Annotated in this window: 32 protein-coding genes; 22 read left to right on the top strand and 10 right to left on the bottom strand. The window is 24.2% G+C overall.

Features of this window, described 5'->3' with window-relative positions:
• Window position 1 precedes the first annotated feature (1 nt).
• Genes ACZ91P_RS03660 through ACZ91P_RS03640 form a run of 5 tightly spaced genes read right to left on the bottom strand, consistent with a single transcriptional unit; the run spans window position 2 to window position 3,509 of the window.
• Entirely contained in the window at window positions 2-1,393 is a 1,392-nt protein-coding gene (locus tag ACZ91P_RS03660; RefSeq protein ID WP_465158072.1) for a hypothetical protein, read from the bottom strand.
• Window positions 1,386-1,691, bottom strand: a complete 306-nt coding sequence (locus ACZ91P_RS03655; RefSeq protein WP_465158071.1) for a hypothetical protein — start codon at window positions 1,689-1,691, stop codon at window positions 1,386-1,388. Before ACZ91P_RS03655 ends, ACZ91P_RS03660 begins: the two co-directional genes overlap by 8 nt.
• Before the next feature lie 40 nt (window positions 1,692-1,731).
• A complete protein-coding gene (locus ACZ91P_RS03650) occupies window positions 1,732-2,898 on the bottom strand; it encodes a PBSX family phage terminase large subunit (protein WP_465158070.1) in 1,167 nt (388 codons plus the stop codon).
• Window position 2,899: 1 nt separating this feature from the next.
• The gene (locus ACZ91P_RS03645) at window positions 2,900-3,118 is read right to left on the bottom strand and encodes a hypothetical protein (protein WP_465158069.1); all 219 of its coding nucleotides are present in this window, start codon (window positions 3,116-3,118) and stop codon (window positions 2,900-2,902) included.
• Window positions 3,111-3,509: a hypothetical protein gene (locus tag ACZ91P_RS03640; protein WP_465157075.1), complete on the bottom strand. Its 399-nt coding sequence runs from the start codon at window positions 3,507-3,509 to the stop codon at window positions 3,111-3,113. Before ACZ91P_RS03640 ends, ACZ91P_RS03645 begins: the two co-directional genes overlap by 8 nt.
• Window positions 3,510-3,761: 252 nt before the next feature.
• Here ACZ91P_RS03640 and ACZ91P_RS03635 point away from each other — a divergent pair, with 252 nt between their 5' ends.
• The 11 genes from ACZ91P_RS03635 to ACZ91P_RS03585 all read left to right on the top strand — a co-directional run bounded on the left by ACZ91P_RS03635 (window position 3,762) and on the right by ACZ91P_RS03585 (window position 10,467).
• Window positions 3,762-4,307 (top strand): UPF0236 family transposase-like protein, encoded by a 546-nt coding sequence (locus tag ACZ91P_RS03635; protein WP_465158068.1) that lies wholly within the window; start codon window positions 3,762-3,764, stop codon window positions 4,305-4,307.
• Between the two features lie 137 nt (window positions 4,308-4,444).
• Window positions 4,445-5,011, top strand: a complete 567-nt coding sequence (locus ACZ91P_RS03630) for a UPF0236 family transposase-like protein (RefSeq protein ID WP_465158067.1) — start codon at window positions 4,445-4,447, stop codon at window positions 5,009-5,011.
• A gap of 449 nt (window positions 5,012-5,460) precedes the next feature.
• Complete coding sequence (locus ACZ91P_RS03625; protein ID WP_465158066.1) at window positions 5,461-5,640, top strand: hypothetical protein; 180 nt, start codon at window positions 5,461-5,463, stop codon at window positions 5,638-5,640.
• Between the two features lie 12 nt (window positions 5,641-5,652).
• Window positions 5,653-6,591: a hypothetical protein gene (locus ACZ91P_RS03620; protein WP_465158065.1), complete on the top strand. Its 939-nt coding sequence runs from the start codon at window positions 5,653-5,655 to the stop codon at window positions 6,589-6,591.
• Window positions 6,592-6,606: 15 nt separating this feature from the next.
• Entirely contained in the window at window positions 6,607-6,876 is a 270-nt protein-coding gene (locus ACZ91P_RS03615) for a hypothetical protein (protein ID WP_465158064.1), read from the top strand.
• Between the two features lie 13 nt (window positions 6,877-6,889).
• On the top strand, window positions 6,890-8,041 hold the full coding sequence (locus ACZ91P_RS03610; RefSeq protein ID WP_465158063.1) for a hypothetical protein: 1,152 nt from the start codon (window positions 6,890-6,892) through the stop codon (window positions 8,039-8,041).
• A 101-nt stretch (window positions 8,042-8,142) separates the two neighbouring features.
• Window positions 8,143-8,331, top strand: a complete 189-nt coding sequence (locus ACZ91P_RS03605; protein WP_465158062.1) for a hypothetical protein — start codon at window positions 8,143-8,145, stop codon at window positions 8,329-8,331.
• 166 nt (window positions 8,332-8,497) lie between these two features.
• A complete protein-coding gene (locus ACZ91P_RS03600; RefSeq protein WP_465158061.1) occupies window positions 8,498-8,764 on the top strand; it encodes a hypothetical protein in 267 nt (88 codons plus the stop codon).
• 42 nt (window positions 8,765-8,806) lie between these two features.
• On the top strand, window positions 8,807-8,998 hold the full coding sequence (locus ACZ91P_RS03595) for a hypothetical protein (RefSeq protein WP_465158060.1): 192 nt from the start codon (window positions 8,807-8,809) through the stop codon (window positions 8,996-8,998).
• A 270-nt stretch (window positions 8,999-9,268) separates the two neighbouring features.
• Window positions 9,269-9,418: a hypothetical protein gene (locus tag ACZ91P_RS03590; RefSeq protein ID WP_465158059.1), complete on the top strand. Its 150-nt coding sequence runs from the start codon at window positions 9,269-9,271 to the stop codon at window positions 9,416-9,418.
• A gap of 14 nt (window positions 9,419-9,432) precedes the next feature.
• On the top strand, window positions 9,433-10,467 hold the full coding sequence (locus ACZ91P_RS03585) for a hypothetical protein (RefSeq protein WP_465158058.1): 1,035 nt from the start codon (window positions 9,433-9,435) through the stop codon (window positions 10,465-10,467).
• 378 nt (window positions 10,468-10,845) lie between these two features.
• Here ACZ91P_RS03585 and ACZ91P_RS03580 read toward each other — a convergent pair whose 3' ends face one another.
• Both ACZ91P_RS03580 and ACZ91P_RS03575 read right to left on the bottom strand, forming a co-directional pair.
• Window positions 10,846-11,022: a hypothetical protein gene (locus ACZ91P_RS03580; RefSeq protein ID WP_465158950.1), complete on the bottom strand. Its 177-nt coding sequence runs from the start codon at window positions 11,020-11,022 to the stop codon at window positions 10,846-10,848.
• A 59-nt stretch (window positions 11,023-11,081) separates the two neighbouring features.
• Complete coding sequence (locus ACZ91P_RS03575) at window positions 11,082-11,930, bottom strand: DDE-type integrase/transposase/recombinase (protein WP_465158057.1); 849 nt, start codon at window positions 11,928-11,930, stop codon at window positions 11,082-11,084.
• A gap of 205 nt (window positions 11,931-12,135) precedes the next feature.
• Here ACZ91P_RS03575 and ACZ91P_RS03570 point away from each other — a divergent pair, with 205 nt between their 5' ends.
• The 10 genes from ACZ91P_RS03570 to ACZ91P_RS03525 all read left to right on the top strand — a co-directional run bounded on the left by ACZ91P_RS03570 (window position 12,136) and on the right by ACZ91P_RS03525 (window position 19,959).
• Window positions 12,136-12,543, top strand: a complete 408-nt coding sequence (locus ACZ91P_RS03570; RefSeq protein WP_465158056.1) for a hypothetical protein — start codon at window positions 12,136-12,138, stop codon at window positions 12,541-12,543.
• Window positions 12,485-13,060: a ribosome-inactivating family protein gene (locus tag ACZ91P_RS03565; protein WP_465158055.1), complete on the top strand. Its 576-nt coding sequence runs from the start codon at window positions 12,485-12,487 to the stop codon at window positions 13,058-13,060. The genes ACZ91P_RS03570 and ACZ91P_RS03565 overlap by 59 nt, the downstream gene beginning before the upstream one ends.
• Window positions 13,061-13,320: 260 nt before the next feature.
• A complete protein-coding gene (locus ACZ91P_RS03560) occupies window positions 13,321-14,304 on the top strand; it encodes a hypothetical protein (protein ID WP_465158054.1) in 984 nt (327 codons plus the stop codon).
• A 29-nt stretch (window positions 14,305-14,333) separates the two neighbouring features.
• Window positions 14,334-14,714, top strand: a complete 381-nt coding sequence (locus ACZ91P_RS03555; protein ID WP_465158053.1) for a hypothetical protein — start codon at window positions 14,334-14,336, stop codon at window positions 14,712-14,714.
• 39 nt (window positions 14,715-14,753) lie between these two features.
• Window positions 14,754-15,263 (top strand): hypothetical protein, encoded by a 510-nt coding sequence (locus ACZ91P_RS03550; protein ID WP_465158052.1) that lies wholly within the window; start codon window positions 14,754-14,756, stop codon window positions 15,261-15,263.
• A gap of 12 nt (window positions 15,264-15,275) precedes the next feature.
• Window positions 15,276-15,869 carry a hypothetical protein gene (locus ACZ91P_RS03545; RefSeq protein WP_465158051.1) on the top strand — a complete coding sequence of 198 codons (594 nt, stop codon included), beginning with the start codon at window positions 15,276-15,278 and terminating at the stop codon, window positions 15,867-15,869.
• A 356-nt stretch (window positions 15,870-16,225) separates the two neighbouring features.
• Window positions 16,226-16,540, top strand: a complete 315-nt coding sequence (locus ACZ91P_RS03540) for a hypothetical protein (RefSeq protein WP_465158049.1) — start codon at window positions 16,226-16,228, stop codon at window positions 16,538-16,540.
• A complete protein-coding gene (locus ACZ91P_RS03535; protein WP_465158048.1) occupies window positions 16,510-17,274 on the top strand; it encodes a hypothetical protein in 765 nt (254 codons plus the stop codon). Before ACZ91P_RS03540 ends, ACZ91P_RS03535 begins: the two co-directional genes overlap by 31 nt.
• Complete coding sequence (locus ACZ91P_RS03530) at window positions 17,252-17,794, top strand: hypothetical protein (protein WP_465158047.1); 543 nt, start codon at window positions 17,252-17,254, stop codon at window positions 17,792-17,794. The genes ACZ91P_RS03535 and ACZ91P_RS03530 overlap by 23 nt, the downstream gene beginning before the upstream one ends.
• Entirely contained in the window at window positions 17,794-19,959 is a 2,166-nt protein-coding gene (locus ACZ91P_RS03525; protein WP_465158046.1) for a hypothetical protein, read from the top strand. Before ACZ91P_RS03530 ends, ACZ91P_RS03525 begins: the two co-directional genes overlap by 1 nt.
• A 364-nt stretch (window positions 19,960-20,323) precedes the next feature.
• Here ACZ91P_RS03525 and ACZ91P_RS03520 read toward each other — a convergent pair whose 3' ends face one another.
• Window positions 20,324-20,515: a lipoprotein gene (locus ACZ91P_RS03520; protein ID WP_465158045.1), complete on the bottom strand. Its 192-nt coding sequence runs from the start codon at window positions 20,513-20,515 to the stop codon at window positions 20,324-20,326.
• A gap of 396 nt (window positions 20,516-20,911) precedes the next feature.
• On the opposite strand from ACZ91P_RS03520, the gene ACZ91P_RS03515 reads away from it, so the two are divergent.
• A complete protein-coding gene (locus tag ACZ91P_RS03515; protein WP_465158043.1) occupies window positions 20,912-21,088 on the top strand; it encodes a S1 RNA-binding domain-containing protein in 177 nt (58 codons plus the stop codon).
• Window positions 21,089-21,276: 188 nt separating this feature from the next.
• Here ACZ91P_RS03515 and ACZ91P_RS03510 read toward each other — a convergent pair whose 3' ends face one another.
• Window positions 21,277-21,399, bottom strand: a complete 123-nt coding sequence (locus ACZ91P_RS03510; RefSeq protein ID WP_465158042.1) for a hypothetical protein — start codon at window positions 21,397-21,399, stop codon at window positions 21,277-21,279.
• Window positions 21,384-21,788, bottom strand: coding sequence for a hypothetical protein (locus ACZ91P_RS03505; RefSeq protein ID WP_465158041.1), 405 nt, complete (start codon window positions 21,786-21,788; stop codon window positions 21,384-21,386). The genes ACZ91P_RS03510 and ACZ91P_RS03505 overlap by 16 nt, the downstream gene beginning before the upstream one ends.
• Window positions 21,789-21,964 lie beyond the last annotated feature (176 nt).

Raw genomic sequence — 21,964 nt, 5'->3', positions numbered from 1 at the left:
ATTAATTCTCCTTAATTTCTGTTCTACCTTGTAAGGCATTTTGATTATTACCAGTTTCATCATATTCTAGTAATTTATTATTATGTTCTATTTCTTTGGCTTGCATTTTATCTTGTCATGCTTCTACTTTTTCAAAATATTTGGTTGCTTCTAATTCATCAATATTATCATATTCAGTAATTGCTCTTATTGGTTCCATTGTACCATTATCTAATCTAGCAGTAATTAATTCATTTTGTCGAATTTGATCTACTAAACTAGCACTAACAAAATCAAATCCATAAGGGCGTTCACCATTTCCATCTCATAAACCATAATATTTTAAAACTGTATCAAACATTTTAGTATAATATTGTTTACGATATGATTGTAAATATGCTTGTTTTTCTAAATCTTTGGTTTTAGTTAATAATGACTGTGTTTTATTTTGGTCATTATCTGATTTATCACCAAATGGACTAGAAAAATGACAGGCTAAATATACTTGTTCAATAATTGCTTTTTGGTCTTCGGTATATGTTTCTAAGGTTGGTGTCCCTTGTACTACTTGTAAAGATTGTGATGATGTTCCATCTGCTGCTGTTTGACCAGATTGAATAAAAATATCATCAAAAATATCTTGATATACTTTTTTATTACCTTTATTGTAAGCAGCAAGTAAACTATCATCTAATTGACCATATCAATGTGTACGATTTGCTCATCGTTCTTTTGATTTAATGTTAAAGTTATCTTCTAAATCGAATTGTAATTTATAACAATTTGCCATTGTAGGTCAAGGATTTAATGTAGTTGATGTTGATAAGAACAACGAATTAGGTTCATTTATCATTTCTCAAAAGGGAACTATACCTAATTTATTTTTAAATTCTTGTACTAAAACAGGTCTAACATCATCTTTAATTTGTGTTTTACTTTGACCAACAACTACTTCATTATTTTTGGGTCAACCTTTAATGACTATTTTATCTTTGGTACAAATTAAATTTAAAATAAAACCACTATCTGATTGATGATAATTTAATCAAATATCAGCACCGTGTTCAATTTCATTTATTTTACTTACACGAGATGTAAAGTTAAAAGGGTTAATTCATAAATCAATATTGCCATCACTAGTTTCTAATAAACCAAAGATAGTTTTACCCATTAAACTTGCTGTTAATTCATTCTTATCTAATTTTTCTTTTATTTTATAAGTTTCATATCATCAATTTAATTTTTCTAAAATGTCTTTACGATGCGACTTAAATAAAATATCTTTACCATTTATTAATCGCATTTGATGGCGAGCAATAATATTTGTTAAATTAATAGTTCAATCATAATTATAAAATTTTAAAACACTATTAATATCATTTAAGTTTGGTAAAGATGGATAGGTATTATTCATGGTTATTTTGCTCCTTTAAATTTAAAATAAGTGCATAATTAATTATATTTACTGTTAATAAACTAGGTTCATTTGCTAAAACTTGTATACATACTTTAACTTTTTGATATTTTTTAATATATTCGTTATATAAATTTAATTTACACATTGCTATATTATCTTTTTTTAATTCTTGACAAAGTCTTTTTTTAACTTGTCCACAAACAGACATATAAGGTCTTTTTGCATTTATTACACGCTCATCATGTATTACATAAATATCTTTTTTCATTAATTTATTCACTCCCTTTCTTGTCATAATTTATAATCTGCTGAACTATTATGCTTAACCATTGGTATTAATTCAAAATGTAAAGCATAAAAATCACTATCAAATGTATCATTAAGTCTAATACTTTTTCTTCTCTTGCTTCAGGCTTATCTTCTCATTGTATTAATTCATATTGGGTTTTACTTACAGGACATTTTTCTCATAATCATTTTAATTGATTAGTATTTATTAACATTGTGAATGCCTCTACACGATGTCTTACTTTAAATTTTTGTTTTTGTGCTGGTTTAAATGTCATATATTGACCAAAAGAATAATTATATTTTTCTCGGTTTAAACTTTGCAATGTTGAATAAGCACTATCATCAACATTAATTGATATTCCTTGTTGTATTAAATTAAAGTATTGATTTAATTGATTGTTATAAAAATCTAAAATATCTTTAACTTGTTCTAATTCAGTTTTAAATTGTTGTGTAGCATTTGAATGAGTATATTCAGCAACTTTATAGGCTTTTTTATCAAATGAGTTATATATTCAAAAACTAGCCGCTGTTGTATGTCCTTTAGGACTAGTAGCATTAGCAATATCAACACCACATAATAATTTAGTTGGTTGAATAATATCTGTTGCTTGCATAATATCAATATATCTATCAAAAATTGACCCACTTGTATTGCCAGGCAATCCTCAACTCCATACTCTTGCTCTTTCAATATCTAACTGTTCTAATCTTAATTGTTCATTAACTTTATCTTGTGGTAATTCATAATTTAATCTTCAACTAGAATAATGAATAATAATTTTCATATTTCATTTTTCAATATATTTAATTTGCTCATATTTACTACGCATTATTTCTTCATTAAAAGGTAATAATTCATTACAATAACCAACAATATATCTTTTTAAACTTTCAGGATTACATGTATTAATTGTTATTTTATTTTGATAACCACGAATAGCAAATTCTAAATCACTTAAATCTTTTTGTTGAAATTGGTCACATTCTTCTCGTCAATCAATAACTAATTTATATTTATTCAAATCAGCAAAGGCTTTTAATTTTTCTTTCCGACTTGGTGAATGCAATCCTTTACAATATATTTTGCTTCCATTTGATAAAGTAAAAGTAAAATTTGATAAATTAATAGTATAAGGTATATTATTTTCATCTAACATATTTCAGATATTTTGAAATACACTATCTTTTAAATCTTTACTCCAATACATACTAGCAATGATACAAATTGGTTCTTATTAATAAACTAATTTTTAATAATTCACCAAACATTTTAATATTTGATATAGTTTTACCACTATATCGCGTCCCAATTTGATTAATTTCATTAACTAATTCATATTTCTTAGCAAATGGATATTTATTACCAATACTACTATTTTGTAACAACCAATAAGGCGTTTCTAACAAATAAGTAAAATGATTAAGCATTATTATCACTTTCTTTTTTAATATCTCTAATATCCGTTTGTAAATTAACTATTATTGGTTCTTGATTATTTAAGTTTAATTCTTGTTCCAACTGTTTTTCTTGCAGTGAATATTTATAATTAAATGCTCGTTGTCAATATAATTTAGCACCATCAGGTGATTTCATCATAAAGTTAATTATTTCACTTTCTATTCTATCAACTTGTTTTTCAAGCAAAGGAACTATCTTTTCGCTCGCATAAGTATCATATCTTCACTTGCGAGAAAGATTGAATTCATTGGTTAAATCGTTCAAAGTATATGGTTTATTAGGTGATTTATTTTGCCAAAATTCATCTATTTTACGATAAAATGTTCGTAAACTTGCTGTTTTTGGATTAAATTCTTTCATTTTTTACTCCTTTATATGATTAAATATAAGTAGAGAAAAACATGTACTGAAGAACTTGACACGGTTCTTTTTTTATTATTTATAATTTTACATCAAAATAAAAAAAAGTAAAGTAATTTACTTTTTTCAGTTAAATTAATTTGCTAATAATTAACAATTAAATTATAACACAATAAATAAAAAATAATATCTTTTTTTGCATTTTTATTATTTTTGTGTTAATGTGTAGAACTAAGGAAAGAGGGTAAAAAAATGATAAATATTGATAACAATTTTTTTAAGAATTTTAATAATTTGTTATATATACAAAGTATTGAAATTATTCAACAAAATTTAGAAGATTGTGATGAATGAATTTTTAAAAATTATAAAATTGATGAAACTTTAAAAAAATTTAAAGATTATAAAGTAAAAGAAATAAAACCAAGAACATTAACTATTTTAAATGGGAAAATAACTTTTAAAAGAAGAAAATATTATAAAATTAATCCAGAAACAGGTAAAGAAGAATATATTTTTCCTTTGGATAAACTTTTAGGAATTGAAAAATGACAAAGAATAAATAATTCTGTTAAAGAAAAAATATTATCATTTATTGGCAAGAAAAAAACATATCAAGATATTTTAGATACTATGGAACATGTAAAAATTTGTATAAAAACAATTTCAAATATTATGAAAAATGCAAAAACTGATAAAGAATATTACCTTAATAAAACTGATAAAAAAATAAAGATACCTCATACTTTATTCATACTGGTTTTGATAAGGCAAAATCAACGAAAAAAAGACCTGTAATTCAAGATAAATTAGGTGTTATAGAGCTAGATAATATTCCAGAATATATTAAAAAAAATAGTAAATTAACTAATTTTGTTAATAAATTACTTACATTAATTACAAGTTATTATGATGTTAATGACAATATTGAATTTATGGTATTAGGAGATGGCGCACTTTGAATTAAAAATATTGTAAAATTTATTCAAGAATATTTTCCTAAAAATAAAGTACATTACACGATAGATAAATTCCACCTTACAAATAGATTTAAAAAATTAAATCCTTATCAAAGTAAAAACAAAGAAAACAGAGAAACATACCATAAAGCAGTCGATTATTTTTTTAATGCTAAATATGAAGAATTATTAGAATGTTTAGAAAACAGTGCTTCTTTTATAAAAGAATCAAAAATGAAATTCTTAAAAGAAACAATTAAATTAATTAAAAATAATGAAGAAGGTGTCAGAAATCAAACATTATGAAATAATATTGGTTGTCATATTGAGGGTGATATATCACATTACTGTAAAGGTGTTTTGGTTAAAAAAGCAACTTATCATGGAAAAACTCTTAAAAATAAATTAAATACTAGTATGATGAATTTTAAAAATAAAATTAATTTATTTAATACTAATGAACCATTAGAAGAAAATAGAATTAATTATTCAGTTAATAATTTTGTAAATAATAATTTACAACCAAACTTATATTTTTATTAATTTTATCTAATAAATTAAATAACTTTAATAAACATATATTTTTGTCATGGAAAAATTTAAAAAATGTTAAAATATTGTTGACAATAAAATTAAAAGTAATATAATTTAAATAAGTAAGTGGTATTTTTATTCCACAATTTCTAAAATATTAATTAAAATCCTTAAATAATACATACAACCTATAAAAATCCTAAATATGTCCCTATTATCGTTATGACAACTTTAATCAAAGCAGAACAGTTTGTTTTGGCTCCTGAACCGTTTAAATTATATATGAACAGTGAGTCGTTTATTGGTTGGAGATTTAAAAAACAAGTTTGTTTAATTTAATTTCTTTTGCCCCACTTGCTTATCAGCAAGTAGTAAAAGATAGTTTTAAAATATATAGGACAATTGCTAAGATATTAAAAATGTAAAAACAATTTAAAAATAACTTTAATAAAGATAAATTGTTAAATACGCTAGAAGATAGTGCAATTACTAGTTTATTGAGTAATGGACTAGTATTTCAAGCATATAAACAACTCAGAACAAAACAAGATTTAAACAAAAAAATTAAAACAAAAACATTACTAAATAGTAAAAAATTTATATTAAAGAAAATATATTCTAAAAAAAGTAAATGATAAGGAGATGATTAAATGTTAAATGAATTATGACAAAATGTTACTTTGGAAAATTATAATAATTTTATTCCAATGACAGGTAAAATTACAAAAGTTCCAGTTGGTTATAATAAGTTCTTTAAAGGTGATGTAGAATTATGATTTAAAACATTTGCTTTAAGAGCCCAAAATATGATTAATTCTTACTTAAACTATCCATTTTCAAAGCTAAAATTTGAAACATTTAAAGACCCATTATTAAAGAAAATTTGTATTAATATGGTGTTTATTACGATTGAACATTGAACATTTAACCGTATTCCAATTGAGTTTTTTACTTCGGCAAATATGAGTGTTGGTGATATTAATTATTTTTCACAAAATGACCCTATGGCAACATGACAAGGTCTATTGCCTACCTATGCAAAATCATTGGCTAATTTAACAACTTTAAAGAAAATGTTTCGTACTTTTCAAGAAGAAGGTATTGATTTAACAATGATTGATTTAGAAGCATATTATACTCAATTAGAAGTTGATGCTTTATTAGATAAACTTGTTATAGAAAAAATTAAAGATGAAAAACTTGCAAAAATAAAAGAAGAAATTTTAGATGAATTAAAAAAATCAATTGTTATACCAAATGTTCCAGATTGAGAAATTGTTGATACTAGTGATTTTAAAGTTGGTCAAAAAGGATATACTATTCCTAATTTTGATAAAGAAAATTATATTTATAGAATTTGAGCCTCAGGATTTAAAGATAACAAAGGAGATTTAAAAAGTCAAGGGATGTTGCAAACAAGGCATAGTTTTAGACAAACAATAGGTGTTATATATGATCAAATAGGTGTTAATAGTGCATGTTTAGCATTATCTATTAATCCTGATGGATTGATTAATATTGGAGTTAATGGTCCAGCAACATTTAGACCTTTGGGATTTGTGTTTATTGAAAGAAAAAAGGTAAATTAGAAAGGAGATGTTATTATGCCAAAAGTAAATATTAAAGATGTAATTATGTTTTTGAAAATCTTTGGAGTTTCATCATTGTTTTTTATCGCAGGAATTATTATTTGTTTTATAGGAGAAAAAACATTAGGTATTTCTTGACCAGCATATGTTATTGTTTCAGCAATTCTTATAGGAGCTGTAATTATAGTTTTGATTATTGAAACAATTAGATTTATCAAAACACATAACAAAAAACAAAAAGAAGATAGTATTGAAGATGTTATTAAAAAAGAAGATACAAAATAAAGAGGTGATATAAATGGGATTATTACCAGCAAAAAAGAAATTAAAAAAAGAATATGATATTGATAGTTATTATCTTAATTTAGCATCAATGATTACTAATCGTAAAAATGTTACTGTTCAAAAACATAATGAGATTTTAGAAAAAAGAATTTGTGAAGATAATGCTAATTTTTTAAATCCGCGAGATTTAGAAATTAGCATTTATAATCCACTTACTAATCAAAAAATAGATACTAAATTAATTAATAGCTTTTTAAAAATGCAGGACTTTACCAATAAGAATTGATATAACGAATATAAAATTAATAAGAATGGTAAAGGTGCATATTTTATTTTTGCTAATAATTCAAAACTTAATTTTATTACTATTGATTTTTACAATGACAAATATGATGAATTAGGTAATTTAGTATCTTGTACTTTTGATTATGACCCTTATATTAAAAATGACCAGAGTATTTTTATTACTGAAAAATTAGAGATTGATGCTGTAACTAAACAAGTTAAAGTTATTAGAAAGTTAAAAACACGATTATATAGTACTATTACCGACTTATATATTGATGATACTAAATGAAATAACTATACAACTTTACAAAGAGAAGAAATATTACCACTTAATTTTATTCCAATTCAAATTATTCCTAATAACCCTAATTTTGAGCCTTCTGCTCGTTATGGTAAACAATTTGCTAGTATTTTAGATATTATTGCTGAAAAGATAATGTTAGATCCATTATTAAATAGTGGTAAATTTACTATTAATACTAATGGAGTTACTGGTGTTGTTGACCAAGAAATTAGTAAAATGCTTGCATCATTTATTGAAAATGACTTGTTATTAGTTGAAGGAGACTCTGATAGTAATTTTCAACCAGTAGACTATATTGCTGGTAATTTTAAAGGTGAGCAATTAACTAAAATATATGATTGATTATTAACAAATTACTATAAAATAAATCGCCATCATGTTCCCGCAATCACCAAGGGAGCCCAACAAACTCAGGCAGAAGTTGTTGGTGTAAATATTCAAACAAACGCATCATACGAACAAATGATATATATTAGAGAAATTAAATTAACTGAATTTATTATTAAGTTAATTAAATATGATAATGCTATTTTAAACAGTAGAACATTCAATATTAAAAATATTGACGAGTAAATTGTTGATGTTCGCTTACCAGTAAATGCTACTTTAAACAAACAATTAAAAAACAACGAAACTATTATCAATATGCCTAATGAAGAAGGAGAACAAGAATAATGTTAAAACCATCTGAAAAAATGTTAGCACAATTAGCAGAAAATGATGAACCAATTGACTATTCAATTGATAGTATTCCGTTAGATTTTGCTAATCAATCACAATATAGCGACCCCGATTTAGAACAATTATTTAGTGAAGACCGTGCTAGAACCTTTATATTTATAAAATTAATAATCTCTTGTTAAGACAAAACAAAAACCAACCTTAAACTACTCTCAAAATAGCGTTAAAATAGGTTTTATTGACAAAGATGAATATATTAAAATAACTGGTTATGAAATTAGTGATTTTAACTTTAAATTACAAATTCAACAAAATACCACAGTCCAAGATAATAGTACAAGTTATGTAATGATTGATGAAAAAGATATTTTAATTAATGATATTTCAAAACAAGACAAAGAATTTTTAGAATCTTATGATTTAAAAATAGTATCTATTAATGAACCAATTAGTGAAGAAAATAAAAATGAATGTTACATCATTGAAGAATATAAACGCCCTTATTCACCTGATGGCGTTGATATTATTAAATCTACCCACTTAATTAAAATAACTGATTTTAAGTGAAAAAATCAGAATAGTATTCATTTAGTTTTACAAAAATCATTGCCATAAGACACAGTATTTACTGGAATTGAAATTAAATACCCTAAATCTATGTTATTTGGAAATATTAAATGTTGAGGAAATGTGAATGGTGTTTATTCTTATCCATCTTCAATTGTTGAAAATGCTAGTTTAGTACCGTTGCTATCTATGCCTATTGAAACAGAACCTAATTTAAGAGTATTTCAATATTGATTTACCGAAAGTTTTTTACCATGAAGTATAGCTAAAAACTATATTTAAGGAAAAGATATTTTAGATTTAATAAATAAGAATGGCTTAGAAAAAGTTTTATTAAATTATTTAACATATCGTTATAATTATGATCGAAAATTTCAAGGTGCAAAATACTATGAAAAAGGTAATCCTAGCAACAAAACGGCTGAACTACGTCAAAAATTTGAAGGACAAAAACCCGAAGATGTTATTGATGGTCTATTTGAAGAATGAAAGTTCAAAAACCCATCTCTTATTAATGATAAAGTTATCAAAATATTTAAACAAATTATTTATATGCTTTCAAATTATACATATAGCAAATATGCAATCAACAAAGGCTATAATGATGATATTAAGTTAATTGCCCCCTATTATTTTGAATTATTATCAATACCTGAACCTGATAAAAAAATGAAAATTATTGAAAATTTAAAAAATGTATAATTGAGTTAAATTCATTGTATTTTAATTTTTCTGGTGGTCCCATTCCACCATCGCCATTAAATTATTGAAAAGAAGTTTATGCAGATAGTAAACCGTTTAATGAAGTTGATAATAAATATTATTTTGTTGTGTGAAAGGGCAAAACACAATGATATACAACAAAGTTTCTTAATAATGAAAAAATAAATCAACATGGCAGAAAAGTATTAAAAGAAAAAGACGGATATGAGATTGGTTTATATTGTTATAGTAATTTTAAATATGAAGTTGATTTATTTAATTATGAACCATCTAAAATGACAAACTGACCTTGAAGAATTGACAAAGGAACTTATTTTAAATCTGTTTATCGTTGTGGAATAAAGGGTGTACCAAATACACCAAGTATTCACCCAACAACAGGGCAAATTATAGAATGAAATTTAAAACATCAGAATAATAACAACAAAAATGATGAAATTAAAGCAATTATAAAAAATAAAGATATTTCAGAAAACTCCATTTATCAATTAGAAGCAAATTATTTTAATTGACTATCAATAACAAGTGAATTAGAAACAAATAACATTCCGTCTTTAATTCCTGCTGAAATTAAACTATCAGATGGAGAATATGGTAAGTATTTAACTAATTTAATTGTTTCTAATGACAAAATAGAAGATTATTTAAATTATTTTTCACAATGATATAAATTGCTTTATTCTAAGGTAGATTGAGGGGGAATAACTAAAAATTTAGTTGTAGATAATATTAAAATAATTTTTGATAAGGATCAAAAACTATTTAATTTAAATCAAATTGAAATATCGGGTATATGGGGGTATGGAAATTATGATATAAATATTTCTGTTGATAAATCAAATGAAAAAACTATTGCAGGAAAATATATAAATTTAGAATTAATTAAAAGTTGTCCTATTGGAACCAAAGTTAGTGATAAAGATAAAAATACATATCTTCAATTAATAGAAGAAGACACCTGATATCTTTGAAAAAATGGTGTTGAAGATAAAAAATCTTATTCAAATAAAGCGGTTGCTTATTTTTAAAAACAATCAAATAATATAATATTTTCTTATCCCCCTATAAAAGAAGAAATTAATATTAATAATTTAGAATTATTTAATAAAAACAATGAAAAACTATCATTAATTACATTAGATATGTAAAAAAGTCATTTATTAAAATGACTTTTTTATTAGTTATTAACTTTTACATTACAGTTTTTATCAATAATTAAATTAGGTAATTTTTGTTCATCATGTAGTATACCACACACATTTTGGAGATTGCAAGAAAACAAGAAAAAATAATAAAATATATAATTTAAAATATAAAAACATCATTAAAAATGATACATATTTAAATAAAAATTCTAAAATTGACACACTAAAAAATAGTTTAAATAAAACTTTATAAATTTAAAATTATTTAGTTAAATTATTTAAAAATTCAAATGGTGTCTGAAAATTCAAAGATTTATGCACTCTTTCAAAATTATAAAAGTAATAATAATCATTTAGTTTATTTTGTAAACCAGCTGCATCCAATATTTTTTTATCAAATACAAATAACTTAGTATAATTTTGATGAAATCTTTCAATTTTACCGTTTGACTGCGGAGAACGAACGAGTGTTGTTTGATGTAAAATATTTTTATCTGTTAAAAATTGAGTAAAATTATTTTCTTTAACAGTACTTTTTGATTATTCCGATGACTATTAATAAATTCAGAACCGTTATCAGTTCTAATTCGTGTTATTTTAATACCAAATATTTTTTTCAAATCACGGATTGCTCTTTTAACAGCATCAATAGCATTCTCAGTGCATAATTTATCATAAATATAACCGAATACTCCTCTGATTCTTTCATCAATAAAATCATAAACATAATACTTTTTATCAACTGGAAATTTACTTGGCATAAAATATTTAGCATCCATTTGTAATAATCCTAATTCTTTAACTTCATATCTTGGGTGTTGTCTTTTAATTTCTTTAATTTTATTTTTTATTTTTAATCAACGTTTATCTTTTTTAAGTCAACGAAAAAATGTTTTTAAATTTTTTGGTGCTTTACTTTTTAATTCTTCGCCGTGAATTCCTTTTTTTAAATTATAAAACAAAGATAAAACACCGACACCGTGTTTATTACAATACTCAAAATATAAATCACATATATTTTTTCGAGTATCTTCACCATATTGATAATTAATATTATTAGGAACTGTTGATTTTAATAATAAATCTTCAAAATTATTATTTGCATATGCAAGTAAAATTTTATTTGCTCAATAATAAAAAGTTGAAAATTTATTTTTAAAATATTTTTTAATTAAATCTTTTAATAACAACTTAGTTTCAAGAAAAAACTCCTTACATAAATTAATATATGCAAATATTTTCTTTTTTATTCTTTTATAATATTTATTTTGACAATTTTTACTTAAAAAATCTTGCAATTTTGCTTGTAAATCACTTAAATTAGAATCATTAATAATATATTTCATTAATTCACCTCATTTTTTTTAAAAAATAATATAGTATAGTTATATCATTTAAAATAATTTTTATAAAACTTCAAACTTTTTTAAACAATCATAATCATAAGTAAGTATCGTTTCTAAAATATATTTAAAAATGCTTGTATATATATACATAATGTCAATAGATCTTGATAAAAAGTTTCAAGATAAAAAAGGGAAAATACAAATAATGAAAAAACTTTTAAATTTATTAAGTATATTAACAATTAATGGAACTGTAATACAAACAACAATTGCTACAAGTACAGCTACAAGTACATATGAAAAGCAAGAAAATAATTTAGAAAATTTAATCAGAAATAAAAGAGAAAACAATAATTTATTTAATGTTAATTTAGAAGATATAAGAATTAACATAAATAATCCTAATTCTTTTAAAAATTGACATAATAAAGTTTTTCGTGCTTTAATACAAGCTGACATACTACGTGTTATATTTAATATAGAGAATGATCAGCCTAGTACAAGTACTGTTATAAATGATAATAGTGAGATTGTTGTCTTAAATAGATTTAAAGTTGAAGATAATACTACACCCAAAATGGGAGATAGATTTAAAGGGTTCAGTAAGAGGTAAACCAACATATAAGTTTGTAGGCACACCCTACAACGGTTTTACTGTTCCTGTTATTATTGAGGAAAATTCACAATCTCAAAGAATTGATTTAGTTTTTAGAACTAGGGATCTTTATTTGGAGGGGTTTACTGTAAAAAATAAATATTATTATTTTTCAGAAGCTGATATAAGACATATAGATTCTATAGATAATATTAATATTAGTAGTTCCACTCCTTTGAAATTTAAAGCTGATTATAGAGATCTTTTCGTTGATGGGAACGGAAATGGAATTAATTTAAATATTAATTGAAGCACAATTGTTAATTCCTTTAAAACATTATCTAACTACCAAGGAGAAATTAATAGAGATATTAGAAATTCTTTAGGGATAATTGCTTTAGTTGTTGCAGAGAATTGACGATTTAGAAAAATAAATAATGAAATTAACAATAAAGTTATTGAAAATAAACAATCTATTGTTTTTGGGAAAGGTGAGCAAACAGAAGAAAATCTTTATAAAATTGCAATGGACTAAAATCAACAAGGTAGCAGTATTTTGAGATTAGCTTGAGAACGTTGAAATTATGGTATTCAAAGCCACCCGTACAGTAATTATTTTGACGAAAATCATCAGCCAATAGGAGTTATTAATAGAAATAATAGAAACACATGAAGAAATTGATTTTATGAACAAGTACTATCTTATACACCAATAAATGTATTTTCAGATGAAATTTATAATTCCCATACTTTAAGAATTTTATTTTTAATAGCTGTTAATTATATAACTACCTCATGCCATCATGGATCAAACCAAAAAGAGATATAAATGATAATTTAAATCAAAAATTTTGTGATTTAGAATCAGATATTGCAAAAATTAAGGGAGATATAATTTCAGTCCAAATTTTAGATAAAAATACTAAGGCTGTAGATAGAGAGGTTAGAGATGCTTATATCAGAACCACTGAGGACTTGTATTTAATCCGTAATAAAAATGGGAATGTTTTAAAATTAGAAAAATTAATGGATTGTGATTATAGATTAATGAGTAGTATTACATTTCCATTACAAAATTATTGTTCAAATGAAAATATTAGAAGTATAAGAGAATCAAGTGGGGTCACACAAAGTGGTAAAGTATATTGGGTTGGTTATAATCTTTTAGATAGAGATGCTTATTTGCTACCAAGTATTCCAGACAATGTTACTTCAATGGCTTTATTACATAAGGATAGTGCTGGTGAATTAAAAACAAACGCAGCTTATTTTGGAACAACAAATGGTGTTTATTATAGAAAAGGCAATGGTAGTGATGAAGTAAAAAAAGTATCTGGCCTAAATGAACCAATTCAATCAATCACTGTTGATAATGATGGTTCTGCCTGAGTTCTTACCGAAATTTTTAAAAATAAAAAACTAAGAGATAGTGGTTTTAATGATAATGGTAGTTTAACTTGTTTACCAATTAGTGATGAAAATCCATATTATGATTCTAAAAATGATTTTTTTAAAATAATTTGAAATTATGGTCATAATGGACTCGTAGTTAAATTATCATTAAATACTTCTCGCGTTATTGAAAAAATTTTCTTTGAAAGAAGTACGTCTGATTTTAAATCATATTTATTTAAATTAATTTCAAAATTACCAATAAGATTTTCAGCCGAAAATATGGAGACGGGGTATATAAATTATATTGTAGATATTATTTACTCAGGATTTTTTGAATTTCATAACGAGGTGATTAACCTAGCAAAAAAGATCATACTCCGTTAAGAGTTGGTGCTGCTGCGTTAGGTACTGGAATGGGTAATACTTTGATTATGGAAAGAGTTTTATATTTAGGTGAAGCAGTGGTTGAACCCAAAGGAATTATTAAACATATTGTTTCAAAAATTGATATTAGTAAAATTAATAAATTAGATAAACCAACTATTCATGTTGCAGACCCAACAAAAGCAACAGCTGAACAGTTAAAACCACAATTTAAAGATGTTGTTTTAAAAGCAGTAAAAGCAGTAAATAGTTTTTTAACTGAAAGTGATTTTGATTACTTTATTGAAAGTGCTGGTGTTGATTGACCAATAAATATTACAAATGATACCAAGGTTTTTGTCCAAATTGAAGGTAAAAACAACGCTACTGGTCAAACAAATCCGATTTATGTTAAAATTAAAAATTCTTAATAGTACTAAAAAATAGTACTTTTTCGTTTGATAAATGATATGCCAATTGGAACATCTAAAACAGCCCTTATTTATGCTGTTAAAAAAATCCAACTAGATTGTCAATCCAACAACAAGAAAAAAGTTTTGGTTTACAGTTATTTATTCAAAGCAGAACAGTTTGTTTTGGCTCCTGAACTGTTTAAATTCTATATGAACAGTGAGTGGTTTATTGGTTGAGAATTTAAAAAAACAAGTTTGTTTAATTTAGTTTCTTTTGCCCCACTTGTTTATCAGCAAGTAGTAAAAGATAGTTTTAAAATATATCGGACAATTGCTAAGATATTAAAAATGCAAGAACAATTTAAAAATAACTTTAATAAAGATAAATTGTTAAATACGCTAGAAGATGGTGCGGTTACTAGTTTGTTAGGTAATGGACTAGTATTTCAAGCATATAAACAACTCAGAACAAAACAAGATTTAAACAAAACAATTAAAACAAAAACATTACTAAATAGTAAAAAATTTATATTAAAGAAAATATATTCTAAAAAAAGTAAATGATAAGGAGATGATTAAATGTTAAATGAATTATGACAAAATGTTACTTTGGAAAATTATAATAATTTTATTCCAATGACAGGTAAAATTACACAAGTTCCAGTTCGTTATAATAAGTTTTTTAAAGGTGATGTAGAATTATGATTTAAAACATTTGCTTTAAGAGCCCAAAATATGATTAATTCTTACTTAAACTATCCATTTTCAAAACTAAAGTTTGAAATATTTAAAGATCCATTATTAAAGAAAATTTGTATTAATATGGTGTTTATTACGATTGAGCATTGAACATTTAACCGCATTCCAATTGAATTTTTTACTTCGGCAAATATGAGTGTTGGTGATATTAATTATTCATCGCAAAATGACCCCATGATTACTTGACAAGGTTTATTGCCTACCTATGCAAAATCATTGGCTAATTTAACAACTTTAAAGAAAATGTTTCGTACTTTTCAAGAAGAAGGTATTGATTTAACAATGATTGATTTAGAAGCATATTATACTCAATTAGAAGTTGATGCTTTATTAGATAAACTTGTTATAGAAAAAATTAAAGATGAAAAACTTGCAAAAATAAAAGAAGAAATTTTAGATGAATTAAAAAAATAAATTATTATACCAAAAGTTCCAGATTTAGAAATTGTTAATACTAATGATTTTAAAGTTGGACAAAAAGGATATACTATTCCTAATTTTGATAAAAAAAATTATATTTATAGAATTTGAGCCTCAGGAAAAGATAGTAAAGGAGATTTAAAAAGTCAAGGGATGTTGCAACAAGGCATAGTTTTAGACAAACAATAGGTGTTATATATGATCAAATAGGTGTTAATAGTGCATGTTTAGCATTATCTATTAATCCTGATGGATTGATTAATATTGGAGTTAATGGTCCAGCAACATTTAGACCTTTGGGATTTGTGTTTATTGAAAGAAAAAAGGTAAATTAGAAAGGAGATGTTATTATGCCAAAAGTAAATATTAAAGATGTAATTATGTTTTTAAAAATCTTTGGAGTTTCATCATTGTTTTTTATCGCAGGAATTATTATTTGTTTTATAGGAGAAAAAACATTAGGTATTTCTTGACCAGCATATGTTATTGTTTCAGCAATGCTTATCGGAGCTGGAATTATAGTTTTGATTATTGAAATAATTAGATTTATCAAAACACATAACAAAAAACAAAAAGAAGATAGTATTGAAGATGTTATTAAAAAAAGAAGAAACAAAATAAAGAGGTGTTATAAATGGGATTGTTGCCAGCAAAAAAGAAATTAAAAAAGAGTTATGATATTGATAGTTATTATCTTAATTTAGCATCAACGATTACTAATCGTAAAAATGTTACTGTTCAAAAACATAATGAAATTTTAGAAAAAAGAATTTGTGAAGATAATGCTATTTTTTTAAATCCACGTGATTTAGAAATTAGCATTTATAATCCAATTAATAGACAGTATTTAGACACTAAATTAATTAATAAATTTTTAAAAATGCAAGACTTTACTAATAAGAATTGATATAACGAATATAAAATTAATAAAAATTGTAAGGGTGCATATTTTATTTTTGCTAATAATTCAAAACTTAATTTTATTACTATTGATTTTTACAATGACCAGTATGATGAATTAGGTAATTTAGTATCTTGCACTTTTGATTATGACCCTTATATTAAAAATGACCAAAGTATTTTTATTACTGAAAAATTAGAGATTGATGCTGTAACTAAACAAGTTAAAGTTATTAGAAAGTTAAAAACACGATTATATAGTACTATTACCGACTTATATATTGATGATGCTAAATGAAATAACTATACAACTTTACAAAGAGAAGAAATATTACCACTTAATTTTATTCCAATTCAAATTATTCCTAATAACCCTAATTTTGAGCCTTCTGCTCATTATGGTAAACAATTTGCTAGTATTTTAGATATTATTGCTGAAAAGATAATGTTAGATCCATTATTAAGCTGAAAAGATAATGTTAGATCCATTATTAAATAGTGGTAAATTTACTATTAATACTAATGGAGTTACTGGTCTGGTTGACCAAGAAATTAGTAAAATGCTGGCATCATTTATTGAAAATGACTTGTTTTTAGTTGAAGGAGACCCTGATAGTAATTTTCAACCAGTAGACTATATTGCTGGTAATTTTAAAGGTGAGCAATTAACTAAAATATATGATTGATTATTAACAAATTACTATAAAATAAATCGACATCATGTTCACGCCATTACTAAGGGAGCACAACAAACTCAGGCAGAAGTTGCTGGTGTAAATCTTCAAACAAACGCATCATACGAACAAATGATATATATTAGAGAAATTAAATTAACTGAATTTATTATTAAGTTAATTAAATATGATAATGCTATTTTAAACAGTAGAACATTCAATATTAAAAATATTGACGAGTTAATTGTTGATGTTCGCTTACCAGTAAATGCTACTTTAAACAGACAACTAAAAAACAACGAAACTATTATCAATATGCCTAATGAAGAAGGAGAACAAGAATAATGTTAAAACCATCTGAAAAAATGTTAGCACAATTAGCAAAAAATGATGAACCAATTAACTATTCAATTGATAGTATTCCGTTAGATTTTGCTAGTCAATCGCAGTACAGCGACCCTGATTTAGAACAATTATTTACAGAAGTCCGTTCAAGAATCTTATATATTTATAAAATTAATAATCTTGTTAAGACAAAACAAAAACCAACCTTAAACTATTCTCAAAATATTGTTAAAATAGGTTTTATTGACAAAGATGAATATATTAAAATAACTGGTTATCAAATTAGTAATTTTAATTTTAAATTACAAATTCAACAAAACACCACAGTCCAAGATAATAGCACAAGTTATGTAATGATTGATGAAAAAGATATTTTAATCAATGATATTTCAAAACAAGATAAAGAATTTTTAGAATCCTATGACTTAAAAATAGTTTCTATTAATGAACCAATTACCGAAAACAATAAAAATGAATCTTATATTATTGAAGAATATAAGCGTCCTTATTCACCTGATGGCATTGATATTATTAAATCTACCCACTTAGTTAAAATAACTGATTTTAAGTGAAAAAATCAGAATAGTATTCATTTAGTTTTACAAAAATCATTGCCAGAAGATACAGTATTTACTGGCATTGAAATTAAATACCCTAAATCAATGTTATTTGGAAATATTAAGTGTTGAGGCAATATCAATGGTGTTTATTCTTATCCATCATCAAATATTGAAAATGCTAGTTTAGTACCATTATTATCAATGCCAATTGAAACAAACCCTAATTTAAGAGTATTTAAATATTGATTTACCGAAAGTTTTTTACCATGAAGTATTGCAAAAAACTATATTCAAGGTAAAGATATTTTAGATTTAATAAATAAAAATGGTTTAGATAAAGTTTTATTGAATTATTTAACATATCGTTATAATTATGACCGTAAATTTCAAGGAACAAAATACGACGAAAAAGGTAATCCCACTAATAAAGCTGCTGAATTACGCCAAAAATTCGAAGGACAAAAACCCGAAGATGTAATTGATGGTTTGTTTGAAAATTGAAAATTAGATAATCCAACCCTTATTAAGGATAAAATTATTAAAATATTTAAAGAAATTATCTATATGCTTTCAAATTACACATATAGCAAATATGCAATTAATAAAGGTTATAATGACGATGTTAAATTATTTTCACCTTATTATTGGAAATTAATATCAGTACCTAATAAAATTAAAGAAAGTTGAGAATTTAAAAATTGTATAGTTGAGTTAAATTCATTATATTTTAATTTTAATGGACATAAACCATTACATAATTATTGGAGAGAAGTTTTTGCAAATGAAAAGCCACTTAATAGTGTTGATAATAGATATTATTTTGTTGTATGGCGTGAACAAAAAGAAGATAATTGATATAGTACTTTATTTATACATAATTCTGACAAAGCTAGAACAATAGACAGATTATTAGCTATTATTAAGGGAGGGGGATTCCTTGATTTATTTGCAGGTGGTCGCGGTGGTGGCATTTTAGAAAGAGCATGAATTAATGATAATGGTACATATTTTAAATCAGTTTATCGTTGAAATGGAAACAGTGAACCAAATAGACCAATTATTGACGCAAAAACAGGACAAATTACAAATTGAAATTTAAAACAACAAAGTAACATTGACAGCAAAAATAATAAAAATAAAGTAACTGTTAAAAACACCGATATTTCAGAAAATCCTATTTATCAATTAGAAGCAAATTATTTTAACTGATTATCAATAACAAATGAATTAGAAACAAACAATATCCCCTCACTTATTCCTGCTGAAATTAAATTATCAGATGGAGAATATGGTAAATATTTAACTAATTTAATTATTTCTAATGACAAAATAGAAGACTATTTAAATTATTTTTCTGAATGATATAAATTACTTTATTCTAAAATAGATTGAATTAGTACAATCGAAGATTTAATTGATTATAGTATTAAAATAACTTTTGATAAAAAACTATTTAATTTAAATCAAATTGAAATATCTGGAATATGAGGATATGGACATTATGAAATTACAATTTTTACCGAAAAAGTACAAATTAATATTAGTAATTTAGAATTATTTAATAAAAACAATGAAAAATTATCATTAATTACATTAGAAATATAAAAAGTCATTTTAATAAATGACTTTTTATATTTCATTAACTTTTACTTCACCAGTTTTTTTATTTATATTCAAATTGGGTATATCTGTATTATTATTTCAACGATAAACTGATTTAAAATATGTACCATTATCATTAATTCATGCTCTTTCTAAAATGCCACCACCGCGACCATCTGCAAATAAATCAAGGAATCCCCCTCCCTTAATAATAGCTAATAATCTGTCTATTGTTCTAGCTTTGTCAGAATTATGTATAAATAAAGTACTATATCAATTATCTTCTTTTTGTTCACGCCATACAACAAAATAATATCTATTATCAATATTATTAAGTGGCTTTTCTTGTGGTGCTAGTCATTCTAAATTATCTTTTATTTGTTGATTTGCTGTCTTTATTTTGTTTTTTTTCTTTAAGTTTTTTTAATTCTTCTTTTGTATATTCAAGTGTTTTAATTTTATTATTAAAATCTTTATTAAAAATATTACAAGCAACTAAACTTGTTGTGCTTGTTCCTATTAGAGTGCTTGTACCTAAAAGACTTAATATCTTTTTCATTATTATAATTCCTTTCGTTAAAATTTTCTTACAATCACAATTATATATATACAAGGGCTATTTAAGAGTTTGAAAGGAAATTATTTAATTTATTTATAGGGAAAGGGTCAATCTGGGCTCGCGGTGATTTTCATAAGTTTTGCGAAAAATTACTTAAAGTTTAAAAATTTTTTGCCGCGCTTTTCAAAATACTTGAGAAAAATTCTAAGCGTTAAGCGAAGAATTTTATAAAGGTTCCCAAATTTGTTTGAAAGAACCTCAAAACTTTTTTAACTTGTAAGTCATTTTATCACAAAAATTTAAGAAAATCAACCGCTCGCCCAATTCCTGCAAATGATTTTTATAGTCTTAATGATATAATTAAAGCATTTAAAGAAAGGAAGTATATTTAATTTTATGTATAAAAAAGGAAATAAAGTTAATGTTAAAATAACAAACATTATACCTTATGGTGCTTTTTGTAGAGCAGAAAAGACTGATGGTTTAATTCATATTAGTGATATTTCATATTACTTTGTTAGAGATATTAGAGTTTTTTTGATGTTGGTGATGAAATTGAAGTTGAGATACTAGATTTTAATTCAGTTAGAAAACATCTTAAATTAAGTTATAAAAATTGTCATCCTGAACTATTGAAAAATGATGATGGTAATAAAATACAAGAAAAATCACCTAGTTTAGAAAAATCATTAAATACTAATTATTTAATAAATAAAAAGTAAATAAAATTTATAAATTTTAGAAGGTTTTTAAAACTTTTTTTATATTCCCATTTTAAAACAATATGGATAAGAACCATAAAACAAAGCATCATATGGGTCATGATACATTTTACTATCGGGTGTGTTTGTTTTGGTATCATTAAATCTTAGTTCACTAATCACTTATCTAAAAATGGGAAGTTATCTAATATGCCATATATTTTACCTTGAACAAACATTTTTCTTATTCATGTTACGCGATTGATTATACCTGCTTCTTTATTAAAAGATGTCTGATGTTTTTTGGTTTTAAACATCTTAATTTTATAGCCTAAATAAGGGTAAATATCTTCTTGTAATTTTTGCATAAAGTCGTGTGCATTAATATCATAATGAAATATAGCATATTCAAAACCATCAAATTTATTAAATGTATTAATTATTCATTGCCCGTAATGTTCAACTATTTCATTTAAATTCATTGCCTTTTTTGGTGTAACAACATTTTCTTCAATTAAATATTTATCATATTCATTATTTTCATTAATTTTATAACCACTAAATAAAAACACCGTGTGGTCTTCACTACCATTAGCATAATCAACACCAATTGAATAACTATCAAATTGATACTGTTTTGTATTGGAATTATAAAAATCTTGTAAATTATACTTTTTAATATATTTACGATAATTTCGTAAAACATAAATACTGGGGTCATTATCGTTATATTCAAATCCGTAGTATT

This window comes from Spiroplasma endosymbiont of Halictus nicosiae (assembly GCF_978018445.1).
This window is presented reverse-complemented; position numbering and strand designations above follow the sequence as displayed.